Annotated in this window: 11 protein-coding genes and 1 riboswitch; of the genes, 7 read left to right on the forward strand and 4 right to left on the reverse strand. The window is 74.1% G+C overall.

Annotation, left to right across the window (positions count from 1 at the left end):
• Nucleotides 1-10 precede the first annotated feature (10 nt).
• Nucleotides 11-156: riboswitch (cobalamin riboswitch) on the reverse strand.
• An 84-nt stretch (nucleotides 157-240) separates the two neighbouring features.
• Complete coding sequence (tatA, locus tag ACFWYM_RS09005; protein ID WP_384832307.1) at nucleotides 241-477, reverse strand: Sec-independent protein translocase subunit TatA; 237 nt, start codon at nucleotides 475-477, stop codon at nucleotides 241-243.
• Nucleotides 478-596: 119 nt separating this feature from the next.
• Between tatA and ACFWYM_RS09010 the strand changes: the two genes are divergently transcribed.
• The 4 genes from ACFWYM_RS09010 (at nucleotide 597) to ACFWYM_RS09025 (ending at nucleotide 5203) form a co-directional block, all read left to right on the forward strand.
• The gene (locus tag ACFWYM_RS09010; RefSeq protein ID WP_384832310.1) at nucleotides 597-2075 is read left to right on the forward strand and encodes an LCP family protein; all 1479 of its coding nucleotides are present in this window, start codon (nucleotides 597-599) and stop codon (nucleotides 2073-2075) included.
• Nucleotides 2076-2194: 119 nt separating this feature from the next.
• A complete protein-coding gene (locus tag ACFWYM_RS09015) occupies nucleotides 2195-2539 on the forward strand; it encodes an ArsR/SmtB family transcription factor (RefSeq protein ID WP_384832313.1) in 345 nt (114 codons plus the stop codon).
• Entirely contained in the window at nucleotides 2536-2844 is a 309-nt protein-coding gene (locus ACFWYM_RS09020; protein WP_384832316.1) for a hypothetical protein, read from the forward strand. The genes ACFWYM_RS09015 and ACFWYM_RS09020 overlap by 4 nt, the downstream gene beginning before the upstream one ends.
• A 208-nt stretch (nucleotides 2845-3052) precedes the next feature.
• Nucleotides 3053-5203 (forward strand): MMPL family transporter, encoded by a 2151-nt coding sequence (locus ACFWYM_RS09025; RefSeq protein ID WP_384832319.1) that lies wholly within the window; start codon nucleotides 3053-3055, stop codon nucleotides 5201-5203.
• A 96-nt stretch (nucleotides 5204-5299) separates the two neighbouring features.
• On the opposite strand, the gene ACFWYM_RS09030 is transcribed toward ACFWYM_RS09025, so the two are convergent.
• Complete coding sequence (locus ACFWYM_RS09030; RefSeq protein WP_384832321.1) at nucleotides 5300-5893, reverse strand: sigma-70 family RNA polymerase sigma factor; 594 nt, start codon at nucleotides 5891-5893, stop codon at nucleotides 5300-5302.
• A gap of 221 nt (nucleotides 5894-6114) precedes the next feature.
• A complete protein-coding gene (locus tag ACFWYM_RS09035) occupies nucleotides 6115-6939 on the reverse strand; it encodes a hypothetical protein (RefSeq protein WP_384832324.1) in 825 nt (274 codons plus the stop codon).
• Nucleotides 6940-7256: 317 nt separating this feature from the next.
• Here ACFWYM_RS09035 and ACFWYM_RS09040 point away from each other — a divergent pair, with 317 nt between their 5' ends.
• The gene (locus ACFWYM_RS09040; RefSeq protein ID WP_384832722.1) at nucleotides 7257-8378 is read left to right on the forward strand and encodes an MFS transporter; all 1122 of its coding nucleotides are present in this window, start codon (nucleotides 7257-7259) and stop codon (nucleotides 8376-8378) included.
• Nucleotides 8375-9817 carry a sugar ABC transporter permease gene (locus ACFWYM_RS09045; RefSeq protein WP_384832327.1) on the forward strand — a complete coding sequence of 481 codons (1443 nt, stop codon included), beginning with the start codon at nucleotides 8375-8377 and terminating at the stop codon, nucleotides 9815-9817. Before ACFWYM_RS09040 ends, ACFWYM_RS09045 begins: the two co-directional genes overlap by 4 nt.
• A gap of 42 nt (nucleotides 9818-9859) precedes the next feature.
• Here ACFWYM_RS09045 and ACFWYM_RS09050 read toward each other — a convergent pair whose 3' ends face one another.
• Nucleotides 9860-11095, reverse strand: coding sequence for an acyl-CoA dehydrogenase family protein (locus tag ACFWYM_RS09050; RefSeq protein WP_384832330.1), 1236 nt, complete (start codon nucleotides 11093-11095; stop codon nucleotides 9860-9862).
• A 132-nt stretch (nucleotides 11096-11227) separates the two neighbouring features.
• Between ACFWYM_RS09050 and ACFWYM_RS09055 the strand changes: the two genes are divergently transcribed.
• Nucleotides 11228-13096 (forward strand): CoA transferase, encoded by a 1869-nt coding sequence (locus tag ACFWYM_RS09055; protein ID WP_384832333.1) that lies wholly within the window; start codon nucleotides 11228-11230, stop codon nucleotides 13094-13096.
• Nucleotides 13097-13121: the final 25 nt, after the last annotated feature.

The following is a 13121-nucleotide window of genomic DNA, read 5'->3' on the forward strand; positions in this document are numbered from 1 at the left end:
GCCGCACGGAGGTGCGCGGGAGGCGGCCGGCAGGTATCGGACTCGGGCCGTCGTGCGGCACTCACCGTTGCGGGGCAGCCCCGGACTCGCACCGGGTTCCCTGTTGCCTCGGCGGGCAGCTGAGGTGCCCGCCGAACCGACTGCCGAAACACTACATGTGGGGTTATGGGCGACACGCCGACGCTAGATAGTGGGTGACGTTGGGCCCTGAGGGCGGGCCTTTGGTCCCGCGAGCGCGCCCTAGGACTTCCGCTCAACTCCCGCCGCGCCCGCGGCTTCCGGAGCTCCCGTGGCACCCGCGACTCCCCCGGCGCCCGCGCTCCCGTCCTCCTTCATCGCCCGCGTCTCGCTCTTGAGGATGCGCAGCGACTTGCCCACCGCCCGCGCGCTGTCCGGGAGCTTCTTCGAGCCGAAGAGCACGATGACGACGAGCGCCACGACCACCAGGTGCCAGGGTTCCAGTGCATTGCGGAGCATGGCCGCCCCACCCCTTCTCGCGTCGGCCCGAGAGGCGCACCTCCGGCGGACCGCCCGGGTGCCCTCTCAGGAAAGGTTGCTACATTGCGCAACTGTACAACCATGGAGGAGGGGCACCCTTGGCAGCCAGTCACAAGCGCAAGCGGGGCCGGGGGCGGCGCGCGCTCCTGACCGTCGTGTCGTTCGGCGTCCTCGCGACGGCCGGTGCGGGCTGGGTGTATCTGCGGCTCAACGGCAACATCAACACCTTCGGCTCGGACGGCATCTCCGACGACCGGCCGGGCGCGGACTCGTCGAAGGGACAGAACGTCCTCGTCATCGGCTCGGACGCGCGCACCGGCGGGAACAGCGCGCTCGGCGGCGGCGACAAGGGCGACATCGGCCGCTCGGACACCGCGTTCCTGCTGCACGTGTACGCCGACCGCAAGCACGCCGTCGCCGTGTCCATCCCGCGCGACACCCTCGTGGACATCCCGCCCTGCCGGCTGCCGGACGGCTCCTGGACGAAGACGCAGCCGGACACGATGTTCAACGCCGCGTACTCGGTCGGGCAGACCGCCAAGGGCAACCCGGCGTGCACCCAGAACACCGTCGAGCAGCTCACCGGGCTGCGCGTCGACCACACCGTCGTCGTCGACTTCAAGGGCTTCGCCTCGCTGACGGACGTGGTGGGCGGGGTCGAGGTCTGCCTGCCCAAGGACGTGTACGAGGGCGACCTCAACCCCAACCGGGGCAGCCGGGGCGATCGCCTGTTCAGCAAGGGCCCGCAGGAGGTGTCGGGCACCAAGGCGCTGGACTACGTCCGCATCCGGCACGGCATCGGCGACGGCTCCGACATCGGCCGCATCAAGCGCCAACAAGCCTTCGTGGCCAGCCTGTTGAAGAAGGTGAAGAGCGACGGCCTCACCCCGACCAAGCTGCTGCCGCTGGCGGACGCCGCGACCAAGTCGCTGACCGTCGACCCCGGCCTCGGCTCCGCCGACAAGCTCATCTCCTTCGCGATGTCGCTGCGGGACATCGACCTGAGCAACACCAAGTTCGTCACCCTCCCCTGGCGGTACGAGGGCTCGCGCGTCGCCGTCGTCCAGCCGGACGCCGACGCGCTGTGGGCCTCGCTCAAGGACGACCGCACGCTCGACGGGAAGGACGCGGGCGGCGGCGGGCGCGACGACGGCCGGCCCGCACCCAAGGACAGCGGCCCCGTCCGGGGCGACGGCATCGAGGTCGCCGTCCGCAACGGCACCACCGTCACGGGCCTGGCCGCCCGCGCCGCCGGGACGCTCACCGGGCACGGCTTCACCGTCACCGGCACCGCGACGGCCGACCGCCAGGACCACACCACCACCCTGATCGAGTACGGGCCCGGCCAGAAGAAGAAGGCCGAGTCCGTGGCCCGCCTCTTCACGGACGCCGAACTCAAGGCGGCTCCGGCCGACGCCCCGGGCATCCGGATCACGCTCGGCCGCGCCTACGCCGACGACCCGTCGACCCCCGCGTCCGGCAAGCCCTCCGCCACCCCCTCGCCCGTCCCTTCCAAGGTCGCCGCCGACGCCCGCTCCGGCGACACCGACGCCTGCTCCGACCTCTCGTACGGCTGACCCCTCGTACGGCCGACCCTGAGATGTCCCTGACCCGTCCCTGAGATGTGTCAGGAAACTTTGACAGGCCCCGGAGATACGTGTCAGCGTTTCTTGACAGGCACGAGAGAGAGGCCGCGATGGCCGGGGAAAGCGATCGGGAGCCGACGGGCGACCAGCTGCTCAAGGTGCTCTCGGCGCTGGGCAATCCGCATCGCATGCGGATCGTCGCGGCGCTCTGCGAGAAGCGCAATTACGTGAGCGCGCTGGCCCGCGAGATCGGCATGGGCCGCCCGCTGCTGCACATGCACCTGAAGCTGCTCGAGGGCGCCGGTCTCGTCGTCGGAACATCCGAGGTGGCGGCGGACGGCAAGACCATGAAGTACTTCGAAGTGGCGCCCTTCCTCTACGAGTTGACCCCCGAGGCCGTCCACCGGGCCGCCTCGACCCTCACCGAGAAATCAGCGAAAGAGGAAGCCAAGTGAACGGAGAACCGGTGACGCTCGCCGACGGCGACGCGAGTGCCTGGGTGGGGGCCGTCGGCGCGGGCGGCACCTTCCTCCTGCTGATCGTGATCGTCTGGCAGCTCGCGGCCACCTGGCGGTCCCGGATGCTGGCGGCCCGCGACCAGCAGTACCAGGAGCTCGCGGGCCAGTACGCCCAACTCCTGGAGGACAACGTGGAGTTGCACCGCCGCTCGCTCGAGGAGCTGAAGCAGACCCGCGAGGAGCTGGCGCGCACCCGCGAGTCGGTCGGCTCGATGGAGAAGATGATGCGCGAGATCGAGTAACGACACATCCGGCTATCCGGATACCCGGATATGCGGGTACGGCCGGGAGCGGCAACTCCCGGCCGTACCGAGGGAGAACACCTCACATCGACACACCGCCCGTACGCCACGGCAGGTCTGGACAACCTCGTCGCCGTGGTGCGGGCCCCGTGCGCCCTGTGCCGGTCCGGCAGGACCGGCCGTGCGCTCCACACCAAGGAGATTACCCATGCGTGCGCTGACACGGCGCGTCGCCGGTGTGCCCTCGGGCCGCCGGTCCAAGTGGTTCGTCCTGCTGGCCTGGCTGGTCCTGGCCATCGCCCTCGGCCCCCTCGCCGGGAAGCTCGGCGACGTGGAGGACTCCAGCGCCAACGCCTTCCTGCCGCGCGGCGCCGAGTCCGCGCGGGTCAACACGGAGCTGGAGAAGTTCCGTACGGACACGGTCATGCCCGCCGTCGTCGTCTACACCGGCGACGGGGCGCGGGCGAAGGCGGCCGCCGACACGGACGCCTTCGCGAAACTCGCCGCCCACGGCGAGCGGGTCGCGGCGCCCGTGCCGTCCGACGACGGCAAGGCCCTGCTGACCGTCGTCCCGCTGGACACCGAGGACGAGATCACGGACAAGGTCGACCGGCTGCGGGCGATCGCCGACGCGCACGCACCCCCGGGCGTGGACGTCGAGGTCGGCGGCCCCGCGGGCTCGCTCACCGACCAGGTCGCGGTCTTCGACAGCCTGGACTCGACGCTGCTGATCGCCACCGCCCTGGTGGTCGCCGTGCTCCTCCTCGTCACCTACCGCAGCCCGGTCCTCTGGCTCTTCCCGCTGCTCGCCGTCGGCTTCGCCGCCGTCCTCACCCAGGCCGGCACGTACGCGCTGGCCCGCTGGGCCGGGCTGCCGGTCGACCCGCAGAGCGCGGGCATCCTGATGGTGCTCGTCTTCGGCGTCGGCACCGACTACGCACTGCTGCTCATCGCCCGCTACCGGGAGGAGCTGCACCGCGAGGCGGACCGGCACGCGGCGATGCGGACGGCGCTGCGCCGCTGCGGGCCCGCGGTCCTCGCCTCGGCCGGGACCATCGCGGCGGGCCTCGCCTGTCTGGCCCTCGCCGACATCAACTCCTCGCGCTCCCTCGGCCTGGTCGGCGCGGTCGGCGTGCTGTGCGCCTTCCTCGCGATGATCACCGTGCTGCCCGCGCTCCTGGTCGTCGCGGGCCGCTGGGTGTTCTGGCCGTTCGTGCCCCGCCACGGCACGCCCGCGCACCGGTCCAAGACCGTGTGGGCGCGCATCGGGGACGCGGTCGCGCTGCGCCCGCGCTGGTCGTGGATGATGTCGGTCGCCGTCACGGGCGTCCTCGCGCTGAGCGGCTCCGGCATCTCGATGGGCCTGACCCAGTCGCAGATGTTCCAGGACGAGCCGGAGTCGGTCGTGGCACAGCAGCGGATCTCCGCCCACTACCCGTCCGGCGCCTCCGACCCCGCGAAGGTCGTCACGAACAGCGACGGCGCGACGGCGGTCGAGCGGGCCGCTGCCGACGTCGACGGCGTGTCCCGCGTCGAGGGCGGCCGGAAGACGAAGGACGGCGAACTCACCACGTACGAAGTGGTGTTGAAGGACGCTCCGGACAGCGAGGCGGCGAAGGACACCATCGACGCGCTGCGCACGGCGGTGCACGCGGTCGACGGCGCCGACGCGCTGGTGGGCGGCACCACGGCGCAGACCCTCGACACCCGGCGGGCCGCCGACAGCGACCTGAAGACGGTCATCCCGGTGGTGCTCCTGGTCGTCCTCGGGGTGCTGGTGTGGCTGCTGCGGGCCCTGGTCGCCCCGGTCCTGCTCCTGGCGACCGTGGTCCTGTCCTACTTCGCCGCGCTCGGCGCCTCGAACCTGCTCTTCGAGCATGTCCTCGGCTTCGCGGGCGTGGACTGGTCGATCCCGCTGATGGGCTTCGTGTTCCTGGTCGCCCTGGGCATCGACTACAACATCTTCCTGATGCACCGGGTCAGGGAAGAGGCCGGGCGCCTGGGCCACGCGCGCGGCGTCCTGGAGGGGCTCGCCGGCACCGGCGGCGTGATCACCTCGGCGGGCGTCGTGCTCGCCGCGACGTTCGCGGTCTTCGCCGGGCTCCCGCTGGTCTCCATGGCCCAACTCGGCGTCCTCGTCGGCATCGGCGTGCTCCTCGACACGTTCCTGGTCCGCACGGTGCTGGTGCCGGCGCTCGCCCTGGACCTCGGACGGTGGTTCTGGTGGCCGGGGCGGCTGTTCCGCGCGCGGGGCGACGCTCGGGGCGGCTCGCGGGGCGGCTCGCGGGGCGAGGAGAGCGGTGCCGGGCGGGCCCCGGCGGCGGGCGCGGAGTCCCCCGCTGTGAGCCCCACGCCGTGAGCCCCACGCCGTGAGTCCCACGCCGTGAGCCCTACGCCATGAGCCCGACGGGCCCGGACCCTTGGTGAGGTCCGGGCCCGTCGCACGGTCCGCGGATCAGGCCGCGGCGCCCACGAGCGCGGGACGCTCGGCGGCCTCCAGCGACTCGATCAGCGAGAGCCGGGCCCGGGACACGCGCGACCGCACCGTGCCCACGGGACAGCCGCTGATCAGCGCCGCCTCCGCGTAGCTCACACCGAGGAGCTGGGTGAGGACGAACGCCTCGCGCCGCTCGTCGGGCAGGCCGTCGAGGAGTTCGGTGAGCGCGATCCCGTCGTCGAAGCCGGGCAGCCCGCGCGACTGGGTGTGCTCGGCGAGCAGCTGCCAGTCGTCGGTGTCCGAGATCCGGGGCCGGGCCGCGGTGCGCCGGATGCTGTCGACGACCGCGCGCCGGGCGATGGACAGCAGCCACGTACGGGCGGAGGACCGCCCCTCGAACCGGTGCAGGCTGCCGAGGGCCCGCAGGAACGTGTCCTGGGTGAGGTCGTCGGCGGCCTGGGGGTCCGCGCCGAGGTAGGTGACGTAGCGGCGCACGTCGAGGTGGAGGGCGCGGACGAAGTGCTCGATCGCGTCGGGGTCACCGCCGCGGGCGGCGAGCGCCCACGCCGTTATCGACTCGTCGCGCGAGGGCGACAGGGCAGGAGTGATCACCTGGTGTCCTTCTCGGGAATCCGGATCGAGGACGGGTGGCGTGGCGCGTTCTGCCTGTCGCGTTCTGCGCACGCGTCAGCGGATCCGGTGGCGTGAAGTGATGGGGGACGGCCGGGCGTACGGATCCGTGCGGATGTGCACGGATGCGGATGAGTACGCGCGCGGCCGATGCCTGAGGCACGGCGCGCTGGACGCGCCCATGGCCTCGGAAACCGGCTGTCTCAGATGACAGCGGTCCCCATGGGCGGACCCCGAGAAGTGATGGCGTGGACGAGGAGGAGGTCCGGCACCGCACGGTGCGAACGGGTCCTGCGGACCCGGATCCGCGGCCGGTGCGGCGGCGCGGGCAGCACCAGGGGCACCCGCAGCGGCGCGACCAGCCAGCCTGCGAAGGCCCGCGCGATACGGAAGGCGGCACGCTCTCCGTACGCGAGCCAGAGGCCGCTCACGAGGGCGGCGAGGAGGTGGGCGGCGAGCATGCCGGTCGGGGACATGCCGCCCATGTCATGGCTCATGCCCATGCCGTGGCCCATGCCCATGTCGTGGCCCATGCCCATGTCGTGGCCCATGTCCGCAGCGTGGCCCATGTGCCCCAAGTCGCCCATGTGCTCCATGTGTTGCTGCGCCGACATAGAAGGCATAGACGCCATGGACGACATCGACGACATAGCACCCATGTCATGCATGGCCGCACCGGAGTCACTCCCGCCTCCGCCCCCAACAGCCCCACACGTCACATCCCGTACCCACTGCGTCGCGAGGGACGGACCGCCCGGCTGTGCGGGGGCCGCCAGCGTCTGGGCGAGCGTGAACGTGGAGTGGAGGGCCGCCTGGGCGGCCACGGTGGCCGAGACCACGACGAGCAGGCCCCGTTCGGTTCCGGCCAGGCACCAGGCGGCGCCGCCGGTGGCGACGACGCCCGCGGCGAGCGTCCACCCGGGCAGCCCCGCGCCGGACATCAGCACGTGCCCCAGGGCCGCGAGCAGCACACAGACGGCCGCGAACACCGCGGCCCGGACCGTGCGGGACACCCACTCAGCAGTCATGGCGGGGTCATCCTTGCATTCGCTTCGGACACCACAAGAGCCGGTCCGGAAATTGCCCATGCGGCAAGGGCCTGCGGCAAGTTGTGACCCAGGCCACAACAACATGCGGGAACTGGCGCGGCGTTCGGCCCGACTTCTAGCGGACGTGCAGGTCAGGGGATGAAGGGGACGAGGGGACGGCTGTGGCGGCGGAACACCGAGCTCGACTGGGCGGAGCGGGACCGGACACGGACCGCGCCGCAGGCGGCCCGCCTACGGGCGGACTCCCGGAATCCGCGCCCTCCGCCCGCTCCACCACCGCGCTGCTGACCTGCGCCATGGCTTTCTCGATGCTCCAGCTGTTCCTGCTCGGCGCGCTCGGCCCACGCCTGGTGGACGAACTCGGTGTCTCACCGGCCACGCTGGGGCTCACCACGACCATCGGTTTCGGCACGGCCGCCGTGCTGTCGCCGCTGGGCGGCCGGGTGGTGGACCGGGTCGGTCCGCGCCGCTGTCTGGTGGCGCTGCTCCTCGTGTCGGCGCTGGCGCTCGCGCTGATCGGCTCGGCCCGGAGTGCCGGGTTCCTGCTGGCGGCGGTCGGCGTCGGCGGGCTGCCGCAGGCGCTGGCCAACCCCGCGACGAACAAGGCGATCCTGGCGGCCGTGCCGCCCGCCGCACGGGGCCGGGTGACCGGGACGAAGCAGTCCGGTGTGCAGCTCGGGGCGTTCGCCGCGGGGCTGCCGCTCACCGCGCTCGCCGGGTGGGTGAGTTGGCGGGGCGCCGTGTGGACGGCGGCCGCGGCCGCGGTGGTCGCCGCGGCGTGGGCGGCGCGGGCCCTTCCCGCCGACCCGCCCCCGAAGTCCGTGCGCGCGGCGTGGGTGCCGCGCGGCATGATCGCCTGGCTCGCGGTCTTCTCCCTGTTCCTGGGCTGCGGCATCGCGTCCGTGAACACGTATGTGGCGCTGTACGGGACGGAGCGGCTCGGCTTCGGGCCGACGGCGGCGGGCGCCCTCGTGGCGGTGCTCGGGGTCACCGGGATCGTGGGCCGGGTCGGCTGGTCGAAGGCCGCGGGCCGCCCCGAGCGCGCGGTGTGGCTGCCGGGCGGACTCGCCGCGGGCGCGGTCGCGGCGGCGCTCCTCCTCACGGCCTCGTCGTCGGCCCGCGTACTGGTGTGGCTTGCGGCGGTGGCGGTCGGGGTGTTCGCGGTGGCGGCCAACGCGGTCTCGATGGTGCTGGTCCTGCAGCGCGCGGCACCGGGACGCGCGGGCCAGGACTCGGCCCTGGTGGCGGCGGGCTTCTTCGCGGGCTTCGCCGCGGGCCCCCCGCTGTTCGGTCTCTTCGCGGCGACCGGACGCTACGGCACCGGCTGGCTCCTGGTCGCGGCCGAGTTCGCGGTGGCGGGGGCGGTGGCGCTGGTGTGGGCGGTTCGGGACCGGCGGCGTGAGGGGGTGGGCGGGTGAGCGACTTCGGTCGTACGGGGCCGGTGAACACCTTCGGCCGTACGGGGCTGGTGAGCGCCTCCGGCCGTACGGAGCCCGTGGACACCTCCGGCCGTACGGAGCCCGTGGACACCTCCGGCCGTACAGAACCCGTGAACACCACCAGCCTTACAGGACCGGCGAACACCACCGGCCATACGGAACCCGCAAACACCACCACCCAGACGTCGACCAATTCGCCCTCCTCAGCGAGGAGTTCGCACCCCGCTGCCGCCGCACCCTCCCGGATCGGACGGACGGATCGGGGGCCCGACGCCGCCACCTCTCCCTCTCCCTCCCCCGCCCCCGACTGGGCCGGACCGGCCCTCGACTCCCTCCTCGCCCGTGTCGCCCGCACCCGGGCCGAAGTGGGCACACGGTTCCCGCTGTTCGCGGACCCCGAGGACGGGCGCTGGACCACGACCGGGCGCGGGTCGTGGACCGGCGGGTTCTGGGCGGGGCTGCTGTGGCTGCGGGCCCGGCGCAGCGGGGAGCACGGCGACCGGGCGGCCGCGCGGGACTGTGCCGAGCGTCTCGCGCCCTGGATCGACGCCGATACGGCGACCCGTGGCCTGATCCTCTGGTACGGGACCGCGTTCGCCGACGGCGCGGACCGGGACGCCCTCGCACCGCTGCGGCTGCGAGCGGCCCGCTCCTGTCGCGGCGCGTTCGACGAGCGGCTGGGCCTGGTGCCGTGGGGCTCGGCCTTCGGTGGTCCGCGCCTGCTCGCCCGCGTCGACGGGGTGCCGGGCCTCGTGCCCCTGCTGGCCCTGGTGGACCCGGACGCGGCCCGCTCCCATCTGCGCACCCACGTCGAACTCTGCCTCGGGCAGCGGCCGTTCCACTGGGCGTGGCGCCGGGAGGAGGGCGAGCGGTGGGCGCCGTGCGCCGAGCCGCCGCCCGGCTGGGGGCGGGGGCCGGCCTGGCTGTTGCTGGCCCTGGCGGATGCGCGGCACGCCCTCGGGGAGTCCGGCACGGGTGATCTCACCTCTGCCGTACGGGAGTTGACCCCTTCCGTCCTCGTACCCGCGGCAGACGCCGCCGACCGCCCCGACGACCTCAGCGCCCCCGAAAGCCCCAGCGTTCCCGGAATCCCCGGCGACCCCGGGGGCCCCGATACCCCCCGCGGCCCCGATCGCCCCCTCGACACCTCCGCCGCGGCCATCACCGCACTCGCGCTGCTCAAGCTCGGCGAGCACGAGTACGGGCACGGGCACGGGCACGGGCACGAGCGTGAACGGGCCGTGGCGGTGCTCGAACGACTCGTCCACCGCCATCTCACCGACGACGGCCGCCTGTTGGACGGCTGCTACGACCTGGGCTCGGCGACGGCCGTCCGGCACGAGCTGATCTGGGGCGACTTCTTCCTCGCGCACGCCCTCGCCGTGCTCACCGGCCTGGTGGGACCGCACGAGGCGTAGGCGCCGCCTGCCCACGCTCTCTCTCCCCCCCGCACCGACCTCCTAGGCCAGCACCCGCCGCGCCACCGACGCGATGTGCAGCTCGTCGGGACCGTCGAGGATCCGCGCCAGCCGCCCCGTGCGGAACAGCGCGGGCAGCGGGCTGTCGGGCGCGAGTCCCGCCGCGCCGTGGACCTGGATCGCGGAGTCGGCCACCTGCTGGAGCATCCGCGCCGCCGCGACCTTCGCGAGCCCCACCTCCACATGGGCGTCCTGCCCGGCGTCCAGGCGGGCCACGGCCTCGTACACCAGCGGCCGGGTGGTGCGCAGCGCGAGCAGCGCCTCGAAGACGTGGAGCTGGACGAGTTGCAGGTCGGCGAGGGGGCCGCGGGAGCGGCTGCGGGTCGTGGCGCGGTCCCGCATGAGGTCGAAGGCGCGCCGCGCCTGACCGAGCCAGCGCAGACAGCGCAACGTGCGGCCCAGCTGGAGGCGTTCGGCGGCGACGGCGAGCGCGCCGCCCCGGGACCCGATGAGGTGGTCGGCGTCCACCCGGACGTCGTCCAGCGCGAACTCCCCCTGTCCGGCCGCCCCGAGCACCGGCAGCTCACGCACCACCCGGAAGCCGGGCGCGTCGGCCGGGACCAGGAGAAGGGACAGGCCCTGGCGGTCGGGTGCCGTTCCGTCGGTCCGGGCGAGCACCGTCACCAGGTCGGCGTCGCCCACCCCGCTGGTGAACCACTTGCCTCCGCGCAGCCGCCAGCCGCCGTCCGGCCCCACCTCGGCGCGGGTCTCGGTGAGGAAGGGGTCCGTGCCCGGCGTCTCCCGCTCGGTCATCCCGTAACAGGCGCGGACGTCCCCGTCGACCAGCCGCTGCACGTACCGCTCGCGCACGCGCGGGCTGCCGTGCCGCCAGAGCATCAGCGCGTCGAGGAGGGAGTGCGAGCCGAGTGCCGCGGGGCCGTGGTCGCTGGCGCCCTCGGCCTCGGCGACGTGCGCGTACGAGGTCAACGGGAGCCCTTGGCCGCCGAGTTCGACGGGCAGGGGCAGCGCCCACAGGCCCGCGTCCTTCGCCTCCTTCTGGAGGCCGCGCAGCGTGGCCGCCGCGTCCGGGCCGCCCGCGTCGAGCACCGGCTCGCAGGGCCCGACCCGGCGGCGTACGAAGTCCGCGACGCGGTCCCTCACGCCCACGGCGTCCGCCGGGCACGGGGCCCCGCCCACCGCCTCCCACTCTCGGTCCCCCTCCCGGTCCCGCTGCGGCTCGGGCTCCCGCTCCGGCGCCACCGACTGCGCTTCCGTCATCACTTTCCTCCAGCCCCCGGGAACCCCCGGCGACGGCGATCCGACTGTCTGTTCCGTGGAACAGGTCGGGGGCGACCGCCTCCGAGTTCCCGCGCGACGGCATGCGCATCACGAAGGGCAGGGGACGAGGCAATGGGGACACCAGCCACACCGACGGCCGCGCGGACGGTCCGGCAGCCGCTCGACGGGCTCCGTCTGGAGACCTCGGCTCAGCAGGGTCCACCGGATCCGCCGGGGCCGGGAGCAGACGTGGTGGTGCAGCACCTGCGGCGCCTCGGGGCCGAGGGAGGAGAGGGAGGAAGGGACAGCGAGGACAGCGAGGGCGGCGAGTCCACGGCCGGTGGCCGGCACATCACCCTCGGCGGAGCCGGGTTCGGGGACGTCTCCCTCGTCACGGCCTGGGGCGACGCGGCACGCGACGCCACCGACGAGGCGACCGTGCAGGCCACGACCGGCATGATGGCGGTGCACGGCCGCCGCGACGGCTCCCCGCGCGGCCTCGCCGTCGACTACGCCGCCACCGCGACCGGCGTCCTCGCCGTGCAGGGCCTCCTCGCCGGGCTGTTCGCCCAGGCGCGCGGCACGGCGGCGCCCGGCCGGGTGCGGGTCAGCGCCGAGCGGGCCGGGCTGCTCGCGGTGTCGCAGTATCTGGCGGCGGCCGGGGCGGAGGAGGGCGAGGCGGCCGAACTCGCCCCGGGCGGACCGCCGTTCACATCGTCCGACGGGACCGTGTTCGAGCTGGAGACCCTCGACCCCGGTGTGTGGGCGGCGTTCTGGCGTGCGCTCGGCGCCCCGCAGGAGGCGATACGGCGGGGCTGGCGCCCCTTCCAGTTCCGGTACGCGACGGCCTGCGCGCCCTTCCCGCCGGTGCTGCACGACGTGGTGCGGGCGCACACCTGGGGCCGGATCCGGCACGTCGCCGAGGCGTCCGGCGCCGATGTGTGCGCGCTGCGGTCGATCGGGGACCGGGTCGGGGAGGCGGACGGCGCGGCGCCGTGGCAGGTCAGGTCGTACGAGGACGCGTACACACCCTCGTACTCCCGGGAGAACGGCTCTCTGGCCCGCCCCCTGTCCGGGACCACCGACGGGCCCTTGGCCGGGCTCACCGTCCTGGAAGCGGGCCGGCGCATCCAAGCACCGCTCGCCGCGCACCTGTTGGGGCTGCTCGGCGCCGACGTGGTGCGCGTCGAGCCGCCGGGCGGTGATCCGCTGCGCGGGATGCCGCCCGCCTGTTCGGGCGTCTCGGCGCGCTGGCTCGCCCTGAACCGGGGCAAGCGGGCCGTGGAGGTGGACATCAAGTCGGCGGCGGACCGGGCGCGGCTGCGGGAGCTGGTGGCGGGCGCGGATGTGTTCCTGCACAACTGGGCGCCGGGCAAGGCAGCCCAACTGAGCCTGGACCGCGCCGACTTGGTGGCGTCCGCCCCCGGTCTCGTCTACGCGTACACGAGCGGCTGGGCGGACCGTGTCCCGGACCCGCCGATGGGCACGGACTTCATGGTGCAGGCCCGCACCGGGGTGGGCGAGGCCGTGCGCCCCGCCGACGAGCCGCCCGCGCCGTCCTTGATGACGCTGCTCGACGTCCTGGGCGGGCTGCTGGGCGCCGAGGCGATCCTCGCGGGCCTGCTGACGCGGGAGCGGACCGGGCGCGGCGTGGGCGTGGAGTCGTCGCTGCTCGGCGCCGCCGATGTGCTGACGGCGTCCGCGCGGGCCCGCGTCGCGGCGGGTGGCACGGCCCGCCGGCCGGCGGGGTTCCGCCGCCCGCTGCCCACGGCGGACGGCTGGCTGTCCCCCACCGACGCGAGCGCGCCCGCGGCAGCCGCGTACGACCTGCGCCGACTCCCCACGCCCGAGGCCGTGGGCCTGCTCCGGGGCCACGGCCTGTCCGCGGCGCCCGTCACCACCGACCTCTCCGCCCTGCTGCGGTCCCCCGGTCCCTGCGGCCAGATCCCCCGCGACACCCACGGCGCCCCGGCGGTCCCGGCGCCCTGGGTCTTCGCGTGAGCACCCCCGCCCTCCCTGCGGCTGC

Origin of the sequence: Streptomyces sp. NPDC059009, from assembly GCF_042740175.1 — a bacterium.
In the GTDB taxonomy this organism is placed as follows: Bacteria; Actinomycetota; Actinomycetes; order Streptomycetales; family Streptomycetaceae; genus Streptomyces.